Raw genomic sequence first — 19,940 nt, 5'->3', positions numbered from 1 at the left:
TCGCCGCACTTACCTTCTTTTTTACCTTTTGCGTCGCCGCCACATTTGCCTTCGCCGCACTTACCTTCTTTTTTACCTTTTGCGTCGCCGCCACATTTGCCTTCACCGCACTTGCCTTCTGCGGCATCAAGTTGGTATCCGGTTACTAGCTGTTGAAATTCAAATGGGTTGGCTTGTGCATCTGCAGAGGCAAAACTTGCAGAGCCAACAACTACTGCACCTAAGGTTAACGCGATTGAGTTTTTCTTTACTGTATTCATTGCATGACTCTCTTGTATAAGTGTGTATTAAGATAACGCAAACTAATTATTGTCAATTATGCGTTGCTTGTATAATTAAATAGACCCGCTAACAGATAAAAACTTTCATTTATTTTCATTTTTTTTACTTTTAAATATATACAAACAAATATGGACAGTAATTTAAGTTTTATCAAACCACACTTTGCGGGTACACTACGCATCCGTTTTTTCAGTCAAAATACTCTATGAAACTTGTTTTAGCGCCTATGGAAGGTGTTGTTGATTTTAAAATGCGCCAACTTCTTACCGATATTGGTGGCTTTGACTTATGCGTAACTGAATTTGTTAGAGTGATTGATAGGCGTTTACCTGCAAAAGTCTTTTATCGCTATTGCCCTGAACTCAATAATAACGGTTTAACCAAAGCAGGTACTCCTGTGCGCGTACAGCTATTAGGACAAGTGGCAGACGTTTTAGCTGAAAACGCCGTCAGAGCGATTGATTTAGGCTCCCACGGTATAGATCTTAATTTTGGCTGCCCTGCAAAAACGGTAAATAAAAGCCGCGGGGGAGCTGTACTGCTTAAAGACCCTGATCATATGTATCACATAATCAAAGCGGTAAGGGATGCGGTAGATAGTAAACACCAAGTAAGTGCAAAAATACGATTAGGCTTTGACGATGATAGCAATAGCCAAGAAATTGTAGATGCCGTTGTAAGTGCCGGAGCAGATAGTATTGCTATACATGCACGTACCAAGCGCGATGGTTATAGCCCACCTGCTTATTGGGAAAAAATCCCCCCGCTGATAAAAGGAAAAAACATCGCAGTGGTTGCCAACGGTGAAATTTGGCAAGTGGAAGATGCGCTACTTTGCCAAACCCGAAGTCAGTGTAGCGATTTAATGCTAGGACGCGGTGCGCTTTCTCACCCTGATTTAGCGAAAAAAATTAAAGCACATGTTAATAATGAACAATATAACGGCCTAGAGTGGGAGCATATAATTTATCATTTGATTCATTCAGCTGTTCATCAGGACCCTGCACAAGATGAAAAATACTTTGCCTCTCGTACTAAGCAATGGCTAGGTTACCTTAAACGTCAATACCCTCAAGCCATTACACTCTTTGATGAAATAAGACGTCTTAAAGTAAAAGGAGAGGTCGCGCAGGTTTTAAAAAAATACGCTAAGTCTCCGCAACTTGATTCAAATCATAACGTATAATCAGCACAGCTCAGATAATACCGGTATAACGAAACGCTAAATGAAGGTTATACCAATATGCTTTATCAGCAACAACTGCACAGTGAAATAGCTCACGTTAAATCAGCCATATTAGCAATGCTGAATCAGTCTGCCCATCCTGCTCATCTTAAGCTACGTAACGTTATACTGACAAGCCAGTACAATGAATGGCTTGATACTGCCACTTATAACTTAGGCCCTGAATATCAAACCTTAGTGAATAGATTGGCAAAGTTGGAAGCAGCAATAAGCCAGATTGATATTGGTCAATACGGTTATTGCTGCGACTGCGAAGAAGCAATTGCAGAGCACTTGCTCAAACAAGACCCTGCTACACAGCGCTGTGAAATGTGCGCTAAGCGAACATAAGCGCTTAAAGCGTTAATAATTGCCCAGCAAAACTAAAAGCCTGGCCAGGATAAAGTACACTATCTTCAACTAAATACTGCGCATCGCGCTGTGAAATAGCTAACCGTTTTACTAAGTTCACTTTTGCCTGAGATAAAGTCCATGCATGGTAGTGTACACCGACATCGGTTTCCATTAGCGCAAGCATTAGCCTTTTATCTTCGGGACTTAAATGACTTTTTTTAGCCATAGCGGGCAATAGCATGTAATCAGTTTGCCAATCAATCCCTTTTACTTTTGGCGCCTTGCTTAAATATTGGCTTATAAACGAAGTACGATGATGCTCGTTATAGCTCAAATTAGGTGCAGTGTGCGAGTTCATTTGAAGATGCTGATTGATAGTATCAACCCATTGCAAAGGCGACTTAACTACCCCACTGAAGTAATTTAGTTTACTTTGATACCATTCACTGCCATTAGCAAGTCCACGTAAGCCAATGCTGCCCCTTGGTTTGTACTGGGCCAAGTAATCATGAAACTCGACAATCTGAGCTTTTAAACCGTTTGCGTTAGCGTGTTTTAATAATGCCGTTTGTAAGTAACCCTGCAGGAGGCTTAATTCAATCTTGTTTAATCTTAAATTGCTTTGCAGCGCACTGTCTAATTGATCTTGAGTGAACTTAAGCCACTCAATTACCTGTTTAGAATTAGTACTTTGCATTTTCGCTGATAATAGATTGTCCAACACATTCACCTGTGCTGGCCAGCTGAAAAAGCGCTCAGGAAAACGCTCAGCAATAATTAAGTAATTTAGCTGCTGCGTTTGCGCGTTTGAAAGAGTCATTGTTTGTAGGCGCTGATACATCTGATGACGAAGCGATAAATACGCTGAAGAAAAAGGCAATACTTGTTCAATGGATACATCTGCAGCGCCGACAGGCTTAAGCGCCGTATTCAAACTTTTGATACTTTGCTGCGCAGCATCATAAGATTCAAAAGGCAGTGGTTGTTTTGAACAAGCAACCAAAAACAGACTTAATAGGACAGACAAAAGATGCGTTTTATTCATTATAAATTCCAATAAAAAAAGCCCCATAGGGGCTTTTTATATAATTGCTAAAACAAATTAAAGTTAAATTTTAACACCGTTGCGAGCGGCTTTATCTTTAATAAATGTAGACCAACCTTTAGCAAACTTGCGTGTGCGTGGGTCATCCATTGCTTTAGTAATAGCAGCATAAGCTTGCTTGTATTTAGCTTGGTAGTAATACGCTTCAGCTAAATCTGAATAAATGGTGCCTTTTTTGTCAGAGCCTAGCTCTAACGCTTTGTTCAAACGAACAACAGCAGCACTAAAGTTTTCAGATTGTAAAAGTAACGAACCTGCTTTGCGGTAAAGCTCTGCATCGTCATCAAATTTAGCAGCTTCTTCGTAGTACTTTGCAGCTTTTTCGATGTCTTTAGAACGGTGGTAGTTACTAGCAATTGCGTTAACGTTTTGCTTAGTACGCTTAACTTTGTCTTCTTTAATCGCATTTTCAAGGGTTTTAGCCGCTTTAAATGGAATTTCGTTTAAAGAGTAAAAGTTAGAAAGTACTTTGTAATCTACTTCCGCTTCAAAATAGCCATTTTTGAATGCTACTTCCATGGTCGCTAGACCTTTGGCGTAGTCTTCGGTTTGTAGGTAATATTTACCTAAACTAACCCAGGCTTTTTTGTCATCAGGCCAAACTCGTACAATCTCTTCACCAATTTTCACCATGTTGGCGTAATCTTTAAGTTCAAAGTAAGAACCTAATTTTAATTGGTAAGGCGCCTTGTTAGGCTCCTTTTGTAATGAGATTGCCTTGTCGGCAGGTTCAAAAACATCACGAAACTGACCTAACTGATAGTTAGCTTGCGCAATACGAGTGTACACTTTAGGGTCTTCTTCGCCGGTGAAGTCCATCCAAGCAGTATAAGCTTTTTTGGCTTCTTGGAACTTTTCAGTACCTGCGTATAAATCACCTAATAGCTTTAAAGTTTGCTCGTGATCTGCGAAGTTTAAAATATCAGGGGCAACCGCTTGTCTAGAGTATTTAATCGCTTCATCGTACTTCTCTTTTTGCGCGTACATGCTACCTAGGTAACGATTTACAGTCGCTTTATCAAAGTCGTTAGATGCGTCAATCTCTTTTAACAAGGCAATTGCTTCATCAATTTTGTCTTCATTGTACAAGTCAAACGCTTTAATTACCTTTTTACCAGTACGCTCGCCCATGATTTTAGTCTTGGCTTTTTTACGCTCTTCAATTTTAGCGTAATCCGGCGCTGCTAATACAGGTGCAGTAATAGCTGCACCTGACACAGACATAAGAATTGCAAGAGCAGTTACTTTAGATAAATTTCTCATTACTCGCCTCCTTAGCCTTGGTTAAGTTTAAAGTCTAGTTGAACTTGTAAACCAACTTGTTTCTGTGGTTTACCGTCAATAATTTTAGGACGGTATTTCCACTTGCGCAGTGCACGTTTAGCTTCACGGTCAAAGATACGTTTTGGTTCTGCGTCAATAACTTGAACGTCAGTTACGCCACCTAACTCATCAATTGTGAACGAAAGTTGTACCCAACCTTCTTTACCATCACGCGCTGCTTGCGTTGGATATTTTGGTTCAATACGAACGATAGGTGTCGCATCACCATCTCGTCCAAATGCACCTGGACCACTTAGTCCACCAGCCGAACTTCCTACATCAATGCTACCCATGTTAAATGACATAGCACCAGGGTTAGGATTGTTATTCTCCGGCTGTGGCGGCTGCGGTTTAGGCGGCTGCTTTGGCGGTGGCGGAGGCGGAGGCGGAACACGCTTCCTCTCCTGCACCTTAGATTCAGGCGGATTCGTCATTATTTCGACTATGATCTGCTCTTTTTGTTCAGTATTACGGTCAGCCCCACCAGAGATGAGGTAAGCCATGAAGTAGAACAAGCCGAAAGTAACTGCCCCACCTGCAATCAGTGAAAACAGAAAACGAATCATTACTGATCTCCAGCTATTGAAATTCTCAGGTTATCACCTGTCGCTTTGATCTGGTCCATAACTTTAACCACTACGCCGTGTTTTGCTTCTTTATCAGCTTGCAAAATCACAACATCAGTAGGTTGTTCTGCTAATAAACTTTCGATTTTTGCTGAAACACGTTCAACATCAACTTGCTGTTTATCAATCCAGATAGCACCATCACTGCGAATAGCAACAAAAATGTTAGCATTTTTTTGCTTCGTAGCTTGGGCCGCTTTAGGTTTATTGACCTCGATACCAGCCTCTTTAACGAACGATGTAGTTACGATAAAGAAAATAAGCATGATAAATACGATGTCAAGCATTGGCGTCATATCTACCGCTGCTTCTTCTTCTTCACGAAAACGTTGTTTACGTGCCATATTTAATTCTCTCTCTAGTGATGAGGCATGCTATCTACAAGTTTGGCTTTCACCATTCTCGCTCTTGCCTCAAGGCGTGAGCTAAAGAAAACTCCAGATAGTGCCGCAACCATTCCAGCCATTGTTGGGATTGTTGCCATTGAAATACCTGATGCCATTAAACGTGCATTACCAGTACCTTGGGTTGCCATAGTTTCAAAAACCGCGATCATACCCGTTACAGTTCCAAGTAAGCCTATTAAAGGACAAACAGCTACTAATGTTTTAATCAACAACATACGCTGATCTAATTTTTCAGACGCTTCAGAAATCCATGCTTCACGGATTCTGTGTGCGTACCAAGACGTAGTGTCTTGGCGGGCATCCCACTTTGCTACAATATCCTTCGTTAAACGAGGAAATTCAGCAAGTAGGAACCAATAGCGCTCAATCATTAAAACCCACATAAGAAAGAGTGCTATCGCGACCACGTATAATACCTGGCCGCCTGTGCCAACAAAATCCCTGATAGATTCCCATATCTCCATCAGGACTAGCATTAGGCTTTCTCCTTCTCCGCGTGAGTAGCAACGATACCCGCGCTTTGCTCATCAAGGATATGTAATACTGACTTACTACGACCTGCAACAATTGAATGAAGTAGGATAAGTGGTAGTGCAGCAATTAGACCTAGCGCTGTAGTTACAAGAGCTAGAGAGATGTTACCAGCCATGATCTTCGGATCGCCCGTACCGAACAATGTGATTGTTTGGAACGTTAAGATCATACCGATTACTGTACCTAGTAGACCAAGTAACGGTGCGATTGCAGCAAGAATCTTGATGATGTTGATACCAGCTTCAACACGTGGCGTTTCACGTAAGATAGCTTCATCAAGTTTAAGCTCAAGGTTTTCAACGTCTTGGCTCTTGTTGTCATGGTACACTTTAAGAATACGACCCAGTGGGTTGTTTGTATTCGGTGTAGACAAGTTTTTAAGCTGAGACTTGATCTTAGAAGTAGTAAGCGCTAAGTCAACGAAACGTACTAAGAAGATTAGTAGACCAACAGCTAATAAAACTGTAATGATGTAACCAACTTCAGCACCTTGCTCGTAGTATTCCATAAGCGTTTTCTTCTGCGTGTTGATACGTAAGATTGCACCACGAGTCGGGTCAATGTATACGCCAGCGTAATTATCAGAAGAAGTACCTTCAAGAGCAGAGATACCATCTAAAATGTAGCTATCAGGTTGTTTCCCTAAAGGCTGAATAGATTTTGTCTCTGGCGAGTAGATTAAGTAACCTTCGTCAGTAACTAAGTTAAAGTTACCAATACGTGTTACTTGCTTAACTGTAGAGTTACCGTCAAGACCTGACACTTCAGTTTCAAAAGTAGAAACTTTTGCTGACTCAGTCATTTCTGTTTGAAGTGCAATCCAAAGTTCTTCAAGTTCACGAACTGTTGGAAGTTCTTTAGCAGCTGCTAATGAACGAAGTACTTCTGCACGGCCTGGCTTTTCAGCACTTACTAATGAAGCTTCGATAGAACCGATAGCGTCTTGCGCTGCACGACGTACAACACCAAACATTTCACCAAGAGTACCTTGTGCGTTTTGAAGCGCTTGCTCTTTTTCAGCTAATGTATTTTCGTTTTGTGCATATTGCTTAGCTAAGCTGTCACCGCGTGCTTTTTCAGACGCTAATTGGCTTTTCGCTTTGTTAAGTAATGCTTGCTTGTCAGCACGTTCTGATAAGAACTCTTGCTCACGTTGCTTATTGATTTTACCTTCAGAGATACGTTCTTGCTTTACTTGCTCAAGAATTTTATCTAAAGCATCAGTATTTGCATGTGCATTAAGCGCGGTACCTGCAGAAACAGATAGTACTGCTGCAACAGCAAAACCTTTAAATAGTTTCTTCATTATTCGATTACTCCGCGCCAAAGATTGGTAGTTTAACAAGTTCTAGTGTCGCTTGCTTACGCGCCATACGAATCACTTCTTTAACTGGTTTTAGGTATTCTTCACCTAATTCTTTCCACTCTTTAGTGTTGTTGTCCCACACCCAAGCGTGTTTTAAGTCAAAAGATTGTGCTACGTAAGTGATACGACCTAAACGACCGATATCAACGTTAATGTTTTTACCATCAACTTCTAAAGTACCTTGAGAAGCAGTTACAGCTGAGCTGTAAGCAGTTTCAACTGTGTATGCTTCAAGAACTTGGCGGAATTTCTCAGACGTCGTTACAGACGCAGAAGCCATGATTTCACGAAGTCTTTCTACACGAGCAAGACGAGAATCAAGATTGAACGGAACGTCCGCTTTGATGAATTGCTCAAGCGTATCGATCATGCGATACATCAAAGGCACAACGTTTTGTTTAGTGTTATCGATAGTAGCGATTTGACGGTCAAACGATTCGATTGATGCATTTTGGTCAGCGACCAAACGTGCTACGTGATCGTTGTACACTTTCATAAGTTCAGTCTCATCAACAATACTACGGTACTCAGCGATTAGCTCTTGAGTTTGACCGTATACGTTGTCAATTTTAGTTTGAGACTTAACAGCAGCCTTTTGAATTTGCTGACCTGCTTTTTGCACGTCATTCAAAGGATCTGCAATCACATTGCTGCTTGCAAATGCAAAAGCGCCAACCAACGCAGATGCTACAAGACTCTTTCTGATTTTAACAGACATAGTTCCCAACCAATTAAGTAATGTTACTTTTATAATTTAATTATCAACCTGATTAAGGATGACAACCCTGATATCTTTTAATAGATATCAACCCTCCAATAATGCTAAATGCAATACGCCCTGTCAACTTGATGTTAGCTATTCTAAGTAAATAAATACCGTGAAAAAGCTAAAACTAAAGTACCATAAAAAATACCGTTAACATAAATGTAACCACCACCAAGCCGCCTTGGTATTATATAGCCCCTTTAAAATTAAACACTAGTTAAAAATTAGACACTTACGTGAAACAAAAATGCAACATCTCAACAAAACTGAATTACACCTTAAAAAAAAACAAAAATAATAAATATGTGACAAATTAATGAACTAAATTTAATTAAATTAGGCTAAAAATACAGCTTATCTTGTAAATCCTACGCTTTATCGTATAAAAATAAGGCTATTTAAAAGCCCTTGTGGCGGATGTATAAATATTACTGCAAATAAGTTAATAAGCTTTAATTATTCTTATCCAAAGTAAAACGCTATTAAAGCCCCTACAACGGCCGTTATTTTACAGTTTGTTGAGACATAGTGTGTATTGTTTAATTTTGATGAGAGTGCGTTGGCTGCAACTCGCTAATGTATTAAACAGCGCCGTTGTTCAAAGAAGAGTTAGCTATTAATTAGGAAAAACTAAGCATGTTTAATGTAGAAACTATTAAGAGAGGTAAACTGCAAAACTAAATGCTTTACTGTAGAGCGAGAACGAAAACTAAGAAGGGGAATTTTTAAGAATTATGGTGAAACAGAAAACTGCTTCACCAAGATGAACTAAGGTTCACATAATTAAATTATGCTACTTCTACGTTCTCAGCTTCAGGGCCTTTTTGACCTTGTTTGATGCTGAAAGTCACTGCTTGACCTTCGCTAAGAGTGCGAAAACCAGAACCAGTGATTGCGCTGAAATGTACAAACACGTCAGGACCATTTTCTTGTTCAATGAAACCAAAGCCTTTAGCTTCGTTGAAAAATTTTACTTTACCAGTAACCGACATACTAAATTTTCCTGTAAGTCAATAATTAAAATTCAGCCATATTATTATGGCTATATCCTCCCTGAGTCAGTGCCCAAAATTCTGGAGGTATAGTACAGGAACAAGTTTTAACCTAACCGGTAACCTTAAACGCAGCACAATATCCGTAAATTCAATACGCAAAAACTCAAAGCAAGTTAAGGTTAACACATTAATATTTTTTTGGCTCTATTAATTGAGATTTATTTGCTAAGAACAAAGATAATTAAAGAGATAAACATAAGTGGTTATTTTTAAAGCTTAAATTGCTTAATAAACAGTAAATTTTTAACTTGTAATTGTAACAAATCGTGTTTGGGTAGTCAGCTTTGCAAATAAAGAGAGTTGCAAGTAGCGTTAAGAAGAGTGCAAAGGCTAAATTACAAGCAAAAAAAGGCCGTACAGCAAGCTATACGGCCTTATTATAATATACATTTAATGTACTTTATTTAACCTGCCAGTCAATTGTAGCTTCTGCCTTAATAGGCACAACTTTCGAGTCACCAAGAGTATAGCTAGCAGGTACTTGCCAAGGGCTTTTCTCTAAGGTAATAGTATCGGTGTTACGAGCAAGGCCGTAAAAGTCAGGGCCAAAATGACTTGCAAATCCTTCCAGTTTATCCAGCGCCCCTGCTTCTTCAAAAGCCTCTGCGTAAAGCTCAATAGCAGCATGGGCTGTATAGGCGCCAGCACAACCACAAGCAGCTTCTTTTTTATCTTTATAGTGCGGTGCTGAGTCAGTGCCTAAGAAGAATTTTTTATTACCACTTACCGCAGCAGCCATTAAAGCTTGTTGATGAATATTACGTTTTAGGATAGGCAAACAGTAATAATGTGGGCGTATGCCACCTGCTAACATATGGTTACGGTTATACAATAAGTGATGCGCGGTAATCGTTGCGGCTACATTTTGTGGAGCGGCTGTTACAAAATCAACAGCATCTTTTGTTGTAATGTGCTCTAGCACTATTTTTAGATTTGGAAAGTCTGCTACAACATCGCCTAAAATTGTCTCTAAAAATACTTTTTCACGGTCAAAAATATCTATTGATGAATCAGTCACCTCGCCATGCACTAATAATAGCATGCCCACTTCTTGCATCGCTTCTAATACAGGATAAATATTCTTTACTGAGGTAACCCCTGAGTCTGAGTTAGTGGTTGCCCCAGCAGGGTAAAGCTTTGCAGCAACAATTTTACCGGTTGCTTTGGCTTTTTTGATTTCTTCAGGTGTGGTTTTATCAGTTAGGTAAAGTACCATTAGCGGTTCAAAGTTGCCTTGTGGCCCCGCTGCCATAATTCGCTCTCGATATGCTAGCGCTAAATCTGTGCTGGTTGCTGGCGGTACTAGGTTTGGCATTATGATGGCGCGGCCCATGTAGCGGCTAATATCGCGTACTGTATCTTTAAGTTGCTCACCATCGCGTAAATGGACATGCCAATCATCAGGACGAGTTATGGTTAATGTGTTTTTTAAATTACTATTAATGCTCATTACTTTTTTCCACGGCTGAATTTATCCGATCATAGGCATATGAGAAGATCTAGTAAAGTGTTATCTAATTTATTCCCTTCTATGAGGCTGCAAAATACGATTGGGTTTAAGTTTAACGACGAATACCGCCATTTAAGCGTTTTATTTTGAACCTGCCTTAAATTTGGGTTAACTTATCACTGCTAATACAAATAAAAAGAATAAAACTACCTTATGTCGAATCACCTCGATACTTATAAAGCGCTCGAAATTAAAACCGAGCAGCTAAGCATAATCAATCAGTTCTCTTCTAGCTTGTTACAGCTCGATACCTTAGAAGAATTATTTGAGTATGTAACCACTCAAGTAGTTAACCGCCTCGGGTTTGTTGATTGCGTGATTTACCTGGCTGATGAAACGCGCCTACTGCTCAATCAAGTTGCCTCTATGGGGATAACTCATTCGCGAGACAAGTACCAAGCGGAGCGCAAAATAATAGGCTTTAACGAAGGTATAACCGGTTATGTAGCCCGTACGGGCACCGCTATTATTATTGGTGACGTAACGCAAGACCCCCGCTACATTGCTGATGAGCGCCCTGCCCAGTCGGAGCTGTGCGTGCCACTTATATACAAAGATCAGGTTTTAGGGGTGATTGATTGTGAACACCCAATAAAAAACTATTTCACAAACGCCCACTTGGAAATTTTAACCACGGTTGCGCATTTGCTCAGTGCAAAACTAAATCAAGTAAACACAGTTAATAGCTTAAAGCACACAGTAAATCAGTTAAACGACGCCCAAAAGCTTGAAAACAGTTTACTGCAAATAGCTAATTTAACGTATAAAGCCAGTAACCTAGATACCTTTTTTGAATCACTCCACAACATAATAAATAGCTTACTGCCTGCTGATAACTTTTTTATTGCTCTTTACGATAAGCAAATAGACATACTCGATTTGGTTTACATTGTTGAAGAAGGCATACAAACACATGCACATAAAAAAATATCAAAAGAACAATTAAAAGATACAGCTTCGTATTATTTATTAAAATCAGACAGTGCACTGCTATTAAACCAAAACGATTATCAGCAACATATAGACAATGGCGACTTTAAACTTGTAGGTCGTCTTTCGGAATCTTGGCTAGGTGTACCTTTTAAAGCGAATGATAGGATAAGCGGTGTAATCGTTGTTCAAAGTTACGATAAAAATTTGCACTATAGCGAGCACGACAGTGCGCTTTTAACCTACGTAAGTAGGCAAATTAGTATGGCCATAGATAGGCAGCTTGCAAGGCAAGAGCTTGAACACAAAGCATTGCACGATGAGTTAACAGGGCTTGCTAATCGCTCGTTACTTATTGAGCGTATTAAACATGCTATTTTGCGTTTATCACGTGTTAAAAAAGGCACGAGCCATGCCTTACTTTATTTAGATTTTGATCGATTTAAAAGTATAAATGATTCGCTTGGTCATGAGGTTGGCGATCATTTTTTAATTAAAATTTGTGAGCTCATAAAAGGCACCGTCAGAAACACCGATACATTTGCACGACTCGGTGGCGACGAATTTGCCATTTTTATGGAAAATATCACCCACCGAAACCAGGTTAGCGAAGCACTAAAACGAATAAATACAGCGCTTGCTAAGCCACTAAATGTTGATAGTCACTTATTACAAGCATCAACCAGCATTGGCATAGCCTTTAGTGAAAGCAGCGACGATAAAGCCTATTTGCTATTACAGCAAGCCGATGCCGCTATGTACGAAGCTAAATCAAGCGGGCGTGGTCAGGTTAAGTTTTTTAATAACACCATGCGTAAAAAGCTCAAAACACATGCCGATATAGAAAACGACTTACAACATGGCATTGAACACAACGAATTTGAGCTTTATTTTCAACCTATTTTTGCTATAGCGACAAGCGAAGTTGTCGGCTTTGAGGCATTAGTGAGATGGCACCATCCTAAAAAAGGGTTTGTGCCACCCAATGAGTTTATTCCGATAGCCGAAACCACCGGACAAATTATTAACCTCGATTTGCACTTGCTTGACCTCGCTGCACAACACATTGCGCACTGGCACACATTAGGCCATCGATTTTTAAAAGTAACGGTCAATGTGTCATCGCGTCACTTTGCTAGCCTCGACTTTGTTGCCCAAGTTCACGCATTGTATAATAAATACCAACTGCCTTTAGGATCGTTATGTTTAGAAATCACTGAATCAGGGCTTATTGCTAACCTTGATTTAGCAACGCAAATAATAGAAGGGCTTGCCCCACTTAAAGTGAAATTATGCTTGGATGATTTTGGCACCGGTTACTCAGCGCTTGGTTACTTACACCAATTACCTATCCATATTTTAAAAATAGATAAAAGCTTTATCGATCACCTCAATAAAACCAATAACCCGTTAGTCGAGGCCATTCTCTCACTAGCGCAATCATTAAATTTTGAAGTAGTGGCCGAGGGAATCGAAACCCAAGAGCAACTCACTATTTTACAAGGCACTCAATGTAATTACGGTCAAGGCTTTTTAAAGTCAAAACCGGTTACAGCACAACGCGCTATTCAACTTATCAATAAACCCCTGTAGTAGCTGTTATCCAAAGGCTTACATTTTCAAAACCAAAAAGGTGTAAAAAGTAAGCCCCGTAATACCCATTCGTTTATTTAAGCGCTCAGTTTTAAAGCAATAAAAACATATTATTACTGTTTAAGCTTTAGCCCATTAAACACATACTTGTTTTGCGCGTTTTTATAATTACTTATCCTACTTAGTTTTTATAATTACTTATCCCGCTTAAAAACCTGTGCCATTTATTAAATCCCCCTGTCCATAACGCTGCTTTACACCGCAGCTACATAACCTACAAAACAACTTGAGCTAAACTCATGGCAAACTCATCAAACCAGTAGCAAGTAAAGTGCTCACATTAATTAATTTAACTTTAAGGGTGTACTTTAGTAATTAATGGATTATTTTAGCCATCTAGACGTTGAAACGTTTTTTGTAAAGGCGTAGTATGTAGTCAATCTGAGCCAAACTCACTTTTCCCTTGAGAATTATTAAAGATGATTGATATAAAACACCTTAAAACTATTGCGACATTAAAAGACACCGGATCGTTAGTTAATACAGCCCGCGAATTATTTTTAACGCAATCAGCTTTATCTCATCAAATTAAAGACTTAGAAAACAAATTAGACTGCCAATTATTTGAAAGAAAAACGCAGCCTGTGCGCTTTACACCTCAAGGAATGCTTTTACTTGAACTTGCTAACGACGTTTTGCCAAAAGTAGAAGCCACGAAGTGCCGCTTAAAAGAAAGCCTGAATCAACCAATTTCTCAACTACGCTTAAGTGTTGAATGCCATGCGTGTTTTCATTGGCTGCTTCCAACAATTAAAGAATTTAATAATTTTTGGCCAGACATCAAAATTGACTACGAACGCGGCTTTAGCTACGACGCTATACCAGATTTACTCAATGATGAGCTCGACTTAGTATTAACTTCAGATATACGCGAGCCTGATAAGCTTGAATACGCTCACTTATTTGATTTTAAATTAAAGCTTATTGTCGCCCCTGATCACGACCTAGCTAAAAAAGCATATGTAACGGCGCTTGATTTAAAAAACGAAACCATCATTTCGTACCCTATTCCGCGCGAGCGACAAGATATATTTAAACACTTTATTCAAAATGCCCGCTTTGACGGTACCTTAAAAAATGTAGACCAAGGCTTATTAATTTTTCAGCTTGTGAGTGCAGGAATGGGTGTAGCAGCGTTGCCTGATTGGTTGGTAACTCCTTACGAAAGCCAAGGTTTAATTAAATCAATCCCGCTTGGAGCACTAGGCCTAACCCGCCCTATGTACCTAGCAATGAAAAAAGACATGAAAGACAACCCCGTTTATCGCCATTTTTTAAATACCTGTAAGCAAAATAACGGTCGATAAATCATAAACGAATAAGTAACATAAGGCCTATTGGGTTTTATGTTGCTTGTTATGTTTGAATTAAAAAAATTATTAGGTGGCTTAATTATGCCACTCCCGCTATTTGGTTTACTTACGTTTGTAATGCTAGTTTTAGCGTTTCGTGGACGTAAGCCTGCTTTAGTGCTCGCAAGTTTGAGTATATTAACGCTTACAGTGTTAAGTACACCGTTTGCTGCGCATCAACTTATTAAACACAATGAGCTCGTATCACTGGCATTTAATGCACTAAAACACCCAAGCCTTGATAAGATTGTTGTGCTGGGGTGCGATATAAACCCAAACCCTGCTTTAAGCGCTAATAATCAGTTAGGAAATTGTGCGCTTACTCGCTTGGTAGAAGGCGTCAAGCTTGCAAAAAAATACCCTAATGCAACGCTTATCGTGTCTGGCGGTGGCTACAACAAAGTAACAAATAGCGCGTTAATGAGCCAAGTAGCAATAGATTTAGGAATAAGCAAAAGCCGCATAAAACAAAACCCGCAAGCAATGGATACCGCTGCCGAAGCCAAGCTACTCGCCCCTAAACTCGTTGATTTTAAAGTTGCACTAGTTACGTCTGTGCTACACATGCCGCGCGCAAAAAACTTGTTTAATGCCCAAGGTGTTAAGGTTATTCCTGCCGCTACGGATTATCACAATTTTGCGGCTTTACCTTTGTATAAACAATTTATACCAAATGCTGAGGCATTACGTGTAGTAACGCAATATGCCCATGAAGTGATTGGGAATGCTTGGATAAGTGTGCGCCGCTGGATAAACCCAGAGGCGCTGTAGAGTATATACACTTATACTGGGTTATCTATATCTATAAAACTCACATCAAAACCATGCTCTTTAGCAAGTAGCTCACCAAGCGCTTTAATTCCGTACCGTTCGGTTGCATGATGCCCTGCTGCAAAAAAGTCTATATTTTGCTCTCGCGAGCTATGAATCGTTTGTTCTGATGCTTCACCCGTTAGGTATGCATCAACTCCCTGCTCTGCTGCTAAATCGATATAACCTTGCCCGCCTCCTGTACACAGCGCAATGGTGTTAATTTTTTCATCGCGTACAACACTACGTAATGGTTCACGGTTTAAAACTTTAGCTATTTTATTTGCAAACTCGCTACCTGTAAGCGGAGTTTTTAACCGTCCTTTCATAGCAACGCTATTTGTAACGGGTTCAAGCCCTGTCTCTATTTCGATATCGAGCAAATTAGCCAGCTGGGCGTTGTTACCTATAACAGGGTGAATATCAAGCGGTAAGTGATAAGCAAATAAATTAATATCGTGCGCTAATAAGGCACCTATACGGCGTTTTTTCATGCCGATAATAGGCTGCGATTCACCTTTCCAAAAATAACCATGGTGAACTAAAATCGCATCGGCTTTTTTTTCTATCGCTGCATCAATGAGTGCTTGGCTTGCAGTCACTCCCGTAACAATCGTTTTGATTTCGTTTTTACCTTCGACTTGCAACCCATTAGGGCAAAAATCTTTAATTGTGTGAGGTTCTAAAATGTCGTTTAATAGTTGGTTAAATTCTCTACGTTGCATACTTATTACCTTACTCAGCACTGAATTTTGTGCAAATTTTGGCGTTTATGGGGCTAAAATGGAAGGAAAATCGCAAAAAATTGAAAAACAGTTGGAAAATAGGTATAAATACGGCTTCTTTATCTGTGTTCACAACGTATAGGGTCTCTGATGAGCAAACTAGACAAAACAGAAGTTTTATCTGCCTTTGAAGCTGCATATGAAGCTGCCAATGGTAAAAAACCTGAAATTACTACAAAACCAGGCTGGTACAGCATCGATGGTGGCAAAAACTTACGCCTAGCTGATGTAGCAGAGCTAACGAAAGAACTAAGCGCTGGCAAATCGCCTGCACAAGCTGAGCAAAAAGCGCCTGCGAAAAAAACTAAAACTAAAGCGGCTGCGCCTGTTAAAGCACAAAAAACGGCACCGTTTACTGTGGTAACACAAAGCGAAGACGGCTACACAGCTGAAGAGCTTTGGATTGTTGAGCTTGCAAGTAAAGATCACGACTGTCGCTTACCGCGCGGTGTTGTTTAAACACATGTGATTGATAAAAAAGCCGCGTTAAGCGGTTTTTTTATGCCTGTTTATCACCTTCTATCAATTCGCTTTATTAAATAACTTATTTTGAGCTAAAAAAAGCGGCTAATAGCCGCTTTTTAAATATGTATTACAATTATAGCTTTTCAAAATAAAGTGGCTTTCGCGGCTTTTTACCCACTTCGTTCATTGTGCTTGCATCAAATAAGCGCCCATTGATCATGGTATAATCGACTTTATCTGAATCGCGAATATTTTTCAGCGGATCGCCATTAATAACTATTAAATCGGCAAGCTTACCGACTTCTAACGAGCCTATATTTTTATCAAGCCCTAAGTATTTAGCAGGGTCAAGCGTAGAGGCTCTAATTGCCTCAAGTGAACTCATACCGCCTTGAGCAAACATCCACATTTCCCAGTGGGCACCTAAGCCCTCACGTTGCCCATGCGCACCTAAATTTACCAGTACACCTAAATCTTGCAGCTCTTTAGCGACACGGGCGTTATTAAAGTGGTTATAGTGATGATCGGGCGCTTTTACTCGGCGCATTGAACGCGGTAATAATTGATTTTTAGGCACAAACTTACTTAAACGCGGATGATTCCACACATCGGTTTTGTCATACCAGTAGTTTTCCCCCCAAATTCCGCCATAGGCGACAACAAGCGTTGGTGTGTAACCTACATCACTTTGCGACCATAATTGTTTTATATCATCGTAAATATTCTCAACCGGAATTGAGTGCTCAATGCCCGTATGCCCATCAACAACCATGCTTAAATTATGTTGTAACAGTGAGCCGCCCTCTGGCACTATCATCATTTCAAGCTCTCGCCCTGCTTCAATAACTTGTTGGCGTTGCTCGCGGCGCGGCTGGTTATACGATTTAACACTAAAGGCTCCAACCTTTTTAAGGCGCTCTAAATGAAATTTAGCATCGTCTAAGGAGTCAATGTGCGAGGTGTAACCAGGCATATTTGCTCCATATAAAATAGTGCCGGTAGAAAAAATTCGTGGCCCAACAATCATACCGGCCTTTTGCATTTCACTGGCAGTAAATATCTCTGATGTATCGTTTGATGGGTCATGAATTGTGGTAACACCGAGCGCTAAACCTGCGAAGTTTTTCCAGTTTTGCTGTGGGATTATTTCATCACTTGCCTGAGAGCCATGTGCGTGCGCATCAACAATCCCAGGCATAATTGTTTTACCTGTAACATCAATAACATCGGCATCTCTAGGAATAGTAACCTCACCCACTTTGCCAATCGATTTAATGTGTTTACCATCGGTAATTATAACGCCGTTTTCAATGACCTGTTCGCCATTCATGGTAATAATGTTTGCACCTTTTAAAGCAATCATACCTTTTGGCTCGGCCATTTTTTTACTAAAGCTAATGTTTTCGCCACTTTTAACTTTAAAGTCGGCCTCGCCTGCATTGTTTATAGCAAACATGCCATCAAGGCTTGCATGGTATAGCTCGGGGCCTAAGCTCCAGTACAGCTTATTACTATTAGCACTCCAGCTTATATTTTCACCCGCACGTACAGACAGCTGCTCAATAGGAAACTGATTATCTTTAGGGCTTATTGTAATAGGTGAACCGCTTTGCACCAGCGGGGTAACAAATACTTTAAAACGCTCTGCAAACGCTAAGTATTTACCATCTGGTGAAACTCGAAATTCAGTGGCATGCTCCGACTCATAAAGCTTGCGTATCTTTTTACTCTCAAGCTCCACAACACTTAAGGTAGGCTTAGGCCACGGGCTCATGATAAATACACGGTCATTGGTACTACCAAACTGAGGTTGATAACCACTTTTAGAAATAAGCTCGCTCTCTCCCCCTTTTGCACTTACTTTATAAACGCCCGGGTTAAGCGACCACTTAGGATTTAAAATACTTCCGCCGGTGGCTTTACGATAAACGATTGTTTTGCCGTCAGGGCTAAACGTAGGCTCTACATACTTACCCGGTTGCGTTGTAATAGTATCACCACGACCACTGCGCGCAGAGACCACACGCACAGTGCCTTGCTTACTGTCATTCCAAGTGGTGTAAACAATCTTTTTACCGTCGCGGGAGTACTGCGGGAACAGCTCATAATGATCGGTTTGTTTAGTTAAGCGCTTAATTTTACCTGAGTCTAAATCGCGTTTATAAATATACCCTAATGCTTCAAAAATAGCGGTTTCGCCATCGGGGCTAACCTGTACGTTACGCAACATTTTTACGTCAAACTCATCGGTATCTAAATCTTGTGTAAAGCGTACTGCCTTTTGAATCTTTTTAGTGGTTTGTACTTTAAAGTCAATTGGGGCGACTGTTTTATCATCAACGGCTAATTTATGAATTGTACCGCCAGCCCAAAACACAAGCTCTTCGTTATCTGGGGTCCAAGCAATTGTCGGGTACACTCCATGAATAGCCCAGGTTTCTTGCATATCGCGTTCAAGCTTGTCGTAGAGCTTAGTGTGCTCGCCACTGGTTAGGTCGTATAGGTACAAGCTGGTTTGAAAATCATCACGTCTTATATAGGCAAGCTTTTTACCATCAGGTGAAGGAGTCGGTCTTATTGCACCGCCCATTCCTTCAATAATTGTTTCAATGTCGCCGGTTTGTCGGTCAAAGCGCTTAATTTTATAAATACCGGCAACAGAATCTTTAGAGTAGTGAAAGGTTTTACCAGGCGTTGCATCATGAGAAAAGTAAACATAGCGCCCATCTGGCGAGAACATTGGCTCACCTAAGTCTTTTTGGTCGTTCTCGCGTTTAGTAAGCTGAACACCTTTACCACCGGCTTTGTGATAAAGCCACACTTCTCCAGCCCCTAGTGAGCGACTAGCGGTAAAGTGTTTACGTGCGACAAGGTAATCGCCATCAGGACTCCATGCGGGGCTGTTTAAAAGTCTAAAGGTTTCGTCAGTCACAGCGTGTTGATTGCTTCCATCAACATCCATAACCCAAATATTATCACCACCGCCTTGATCTGAGGTAAACGCAATATATTTACCATCTGGGCTAAAGCGAGGTTGCATTTGCCAAGCAATATCTGAGGTGAGTTTAGTTGCTTCACCTCCGCTTATAGGCATAGTGTAAATGTCGCCAAGTAAGTCAAACACTAGCGTGTTGCCATCAGGACTAACATCAATGTTCATCCATGTGCCTTGCTCGGTACTAATGGTTGCATCTAAAAACTCACCTTTTGGTGAGTCTACCTGCCACTTTTCTTGATCTTCGTTTGCGTACGGCTGACCTATTGCTAGGGCGACTGATAAAGCCAGTGCAGTGTGAAGCATTTTTTTCATGCATTTCTCGCTTGTTATTATTGCAGTTAAACTCTCTAACACGATTGCAACAAAAACAGCGCTAACTTGCCAGCGTTATCAG

The 19,940-nt window shown here is 40.3% G+C and carries 17 protein-coding genes and 1 pseudogene; 6 read left to right on the top strand and 12 right to left on the bottom strand.

The genetic code is table 11. The annotated features are described in order from the left end of the window. Positions 1 to 260, bottom strand: a pseudogene (locus AN391_RS17560) (hypothetical protein); the annotation flags it as partial. 227 nt (positions 261 to 487) lie between these two features. Here AN391_RS17560 and AN391_RS17555 point away from each other — a divergent pair. Continuing rightward, positions 488 to 1,468 (top strand): tRNA-dihydrouridine synthase, encoded by a 981-nt coding sequence (locus AN391_RS17555; protein WP_055016590.1) that lies wholly within the window; start codon positions 488 to 490, stop codon positions 1,466 to 1,468. Between the two features lie 57 nt (positions 1,469 to 1,525). After that, on the top strand, positions 1,526 to 1,858 hold the full coding sequence (locus tag AN391_RS17550) for a TraR/DksA C4-type zinc finger protein (RefSeq protein ID WP_055016589.1): 333 nt from the start codon (positions 1,526 to 1,528) through the stop codon (positions 1,856 to 1,858). Between the two features lie 4 nt (positions 1,859 to 1,862). Here the strand turns inward: AN391_RS17550 and AN391_RS17545 are convergent, their stop codons facing one another. The 9 genes from AN391_RS17545 to pyrC form a co-directional block, all read right to left on the bottom strand. Further along, positions 1,863 to 2,906, bottom strand: coding sequence for a hypothetical protein (locus AN391_RS17545; RefSeq protein ID WP_055016588.1), 1,044 nt, complete (start codon positions 2,904 to 2,906; stop codon positions 1,863 to 1,865). Between the two features lie 63 nt (positions 2,907 to 2,969). Beyond that, positions 2,970 to 4,229: a hypothetical protein gene (locus AN391_RS17540; RefSeq protein WP_055016587.1), complete on the bottom strand. Its 1,260-nt coding sequence runs from the start codon at positions 4,227 to 4,229 to the stop codon at positions 2,970 to 2,972. An 11-nt stretch (positions 4,230 to 4,240) separates the two neighbouring features. Further along, the gene (locus AN391_RS17535; protein ID WP_004588133.1) at positions 4,241 to 4,855 is read right to left on the bottom strand and encodes an energy transducer TonB; all 615 of its coding nucleotides are present in this window, start codon (positions 4,853 to 4,855) and stop codon (positions 4,241 to 4,243) included. Further along, positions 4,855 to 5,259, bottom strand: a complete 405-nt coding sequence (locus AN391_RS17530; RefSeq protein ID WP_004588134.1) for a biopolymer transporter ExbD — start codon at positions 5,257 to 5,259, stop codon at positions 4,855 to 4,857. Before AN391_RS17530 ends, AN391_RS17535 begins: the two co-directional genes overlap by 1 nt. A 14-nt stretch (positions 5,260 to 5,273) precedes the next feature. Continuing rightward, positions 5,274 to 5,798 carry a MotA/TolQ/ExbB proton channel family protein gene (locus AN391_RS17525; RefSeq protein WP_004588135.1) on the bottom strand — a complete coding sequence of 175 codons (525 nt, stop codon included), beginning with the start codon at positions 5,796 to 5,798 and terminating at the stop codon, positions 5,274 to 5,276. Then, entirely contained in the window at positions 5,798 to 7,162 is a 1,365-nt protein-coding gene (locus AN391_RS17520; RefSeq protein WP_004588136.1) for a MotA/TolQ/ExbB proton channel family protein, read from the bottom strand. The genes AN391_RS17525 and AN391_RS17520 overlap by 1 nt, the downstream gene beginning before the upstream one ends. Before the next feature lie 7 nt (positions 7,163 to 7,169). Next, positions 7,170 to 7,940: a DUF3450 domain-containing protein gene (locus tag AN391_RS17515; RefSeq protein WP_004588137.1), complete on the bottom strand. Its 771-nt coding sequence runs from the start codon at positions 7,938 to 7,940 to the stop codon at positions 7,170 to 7,172. Between the two features lie 836 nt (positions 7,941 to 8,776). Then, positions 8,777 to 8,980: a cold-shock protein gene (locus AN391_RS17510; protein WP_004588138.1), complete on the bottom strand. Its 204-nt coding sequence runs from the start codon at positions 8,978 to 8,980 to the stop codon at positions 8,777 to 8,779. A gap of 463 nt (positions 8,981 to 9,443) precedes the next feature. Further along, positions 9,444 to 10,493 (bottom strand): dihydroorotase, encoded by a 1,050-nt coding sequence (gene pyrC / locus AN391_RS17505; protein WP_055016586.1) that lies wholly within the window; start codon positions 10,491 to 10,493, stop codon positions 9,444 to 9,446. Positions 10,494 to 10,706: 213 nt separating this feature from the next. Here pyrC and AN391_RS17500 point away from each other — a divergent pair, with 213 nt between their 5' ends. The 3 genes from AN391_RS17500 (at position 10,707) to AN391_RS17490 (ending at position 15,259) form a co-directional block, all read left to right on the top strand. After that, positions 10,707 to 13,076 carry a GGDEF domain-containing protein gene (locus AN391_RS17500; RefSeq protein WP_055016585.1) on the top strand — a complete coding sequence of 790 codons (2,370 nt, stop codon included), beginning with the start codon at positions 10,707 to 10,709 and terminating at the stop codon, positions 13,074 to 13,076. 479 nt (positions 13,077 to 13,555) lie between these two features. Further along, the gene (locus tag AN391_RS17495) at positions 13,556 to 14,443 is read left to right on the top strand and encodes a LysR substrate-binding domain-containing protein (protein ID WP_055016584.1); all 888 of its coding nucleotides are present in this window, start codon (positions 13,556 to 13,558) and stop codon (positions 14,441 to 14,443) included. A 51-nt stretch (positions 14,444 to 14,494) separates the two neighbouring features. Further along, positions 14,495 to 15,259 (top strand): YdcF family protein, encoded by a 765-nt coding sequence (locus AN391_RS17490; RefSeq protein ID WP_055016592.1) that lies wholly within the window; start codon positions 14,495 to 14,497, stop codon positions 15,257 to 15,259. Positions 15,260 to 15,270: 11 nt separating this feature from the next. Here the strand turns inward: AN391_RS17490 and AN391_RS17485 are convergent, their stop codons facing one another. After that, the gene (locus AN391_RS17485; RefSeq protein WP_055016583.1) at positions 15,271 to 16,023 is read right to left on the bottom strand and encodes a Nif3-like dinuclear metal center hexameric protein; all 753 of its coding nucleotides are present in this window, start codon (positions 16,021 to 16,023) and stop codon (positions 15,271 to 15,273) included. 150 nt (positions 16,024 to 16,173) lie between these two features. Between AN391_RS17485 and AN391_RS17480 the strand changes: the two genes are divergently transcribed. Further along, entirely contained in the window at positions 16,174 to 16,542 is a 369-nt protein-coding gene (locus AN391_RS17480; protein WP_055016582.1) for a hypothetical protein, read from the top strand. Positions 16,543 to 16,681: 139 nt separating this feature from the next. On the opposite strand, the gene AN391_RS17475 is transcribed toward AN391_RS17480, so the two are convergent. Beyond that, complete coding sequence (locus AN391_RS17475) at positions 16,682 to 19,858, bottom strand: amidohydrolase family protein (protein WP_055016581.1); 3,177 nt, start codon at positions 19,856 to 19,858, stop codon at positions 16,682 to 16,684. Between the last annotated feature and the right edge of the window lie 82 nt (positions 19,859 to 19,940).

The organism is Pseudoalteromonas sp. P1-13-1a, assembly GCF_001401875.1.
GTDB lineage: Bacteria > Pseudomonadota > Gammaproteobacteria > Enterobacterales > Alteromonadaceae > Pseudoalteromonas.
The sequence above is the reverse complement of the archived record's forward strand: the minus strand, read 5'-3'. Positions and strand labels throughout refer to the sequence as shown.

Bases quoted from the DNA above. Each gene is read 5' to 3' on its own strand.
- AN391_RS17555 (WP_055016590.1), top strand. From the start codon at position 488: ATGAAACTTGTTTTAGCGCCTATGGAAGGTGTTGTTGATTTTAAAATG.
- AN391_RS17550 (WP_055016589.1), top strand. From the start codon at position 1,526: ATGCTTTATCAGCAACAACTGCACAGTGAAATAGCTCACGTTAAATCA.
- AN391_RS17545 (WP_055016588.1), bottom strand. From the start codon at position 2,906: ATGAATAAAACGCATCTTTTGTCTGTCCTATTAAGTCTGTTTTTGGTT.
- AN391_RS17540 (WP_055016587.1), bottom strand. From the start codon at position 4,229: ATGAGAAATTTATCTAAAGTAACTGCTCTTGCAATTCTTATGTCTGTG.
- AN391_RS17535 (WP_004588133.1), bottom strand. From the start codon at position 4,855: ATGATTCGTTTTCTGTTTTCACTGATTGCAGGTGGGGCAGTTACTTTC.
- AN391_RS17530 (WP_004588134.1), bottom strand. From the start codon at position 5,259: ATGGCACGTAAACAACGTTTTCGTGAAGAAGAAGAAGCAGCGGTAGAT.
- AN391_RS17525 (WP_004588135.1), bottom strand. From the start codon at position 5,798: ATGCTAGTCCTGATGGAGATATGGGAATCTATCAGGGATTTTGTTGGC.
- AN391_RS17520 (WP_004588136.1), bottom strand. From the start codon at position 7,162: ATGAAGAAACTATTTAAAGGTTTTGCTGTTGCAGCAGTACTATCTGTT.
- AN391_RS17515 (WP_004588137.1), bottom strand. From the start codon at position 7,940: ATGTCTGTTAAAATCAGAAAGAGTCTTGTAGCATCTGCGTTGGTTGGC.
- AN391_RS17510 (WP_004588138.1), bottom strand. From the start codon at position 8,980: ATGTCGGTTACTGGTAAAGTAAAATTTTTCAACGAAGCTAAAGGCTTT.
- pyrC (WP_055016586.1), bottom strand. From the start codon at position 10,493: ATGAGCATTAATAGTAATTTAAAAAACACATTAACCATAACTCGTCCT.
- AN391_RS17500 (WP_055016585.1), top strand. From the start codon at position 10,707: ATGTCGAATCACCTCGATACTTATAAAGCGCTCGAAATTAAAACCGAG.
- AN391_RS17495 (WP_055016584.1), top strand. From the start codon at position 13,556: ATGATTGATATAAAACACCTTAAAACTATTGCGACATTAAAAGACACC.
- AN391_RS17490 (WP_055016592.1), top strand. From the start codon at position 14,495: ATGTTTGAATTAAAAAAATTATTAGGTGGCTTAATTATGCCACTCCCG.
- AN391_RS17485 (WP_055016583.1), bottom strand. From the start codon at position 16,023: ATGCAACGTAGAGAATTTAACCAACTATTAAACGACATTTTAGAACCT.
- AN391_RS17480 (WP_055016582.1), top strand. From the start codon at position 16,174: ATGAGCAAACTAGACAAAACAGAAGTTTTATCTGCCTTTGAAGCTGCA.
- AN391_RS17475 (WP_055016581.1), bottom strand. From the start codon at position 19,858: ATGAAAAAAATGCTTCACACTGCACTGGCTTTATCAGTCGCCCTAGCA.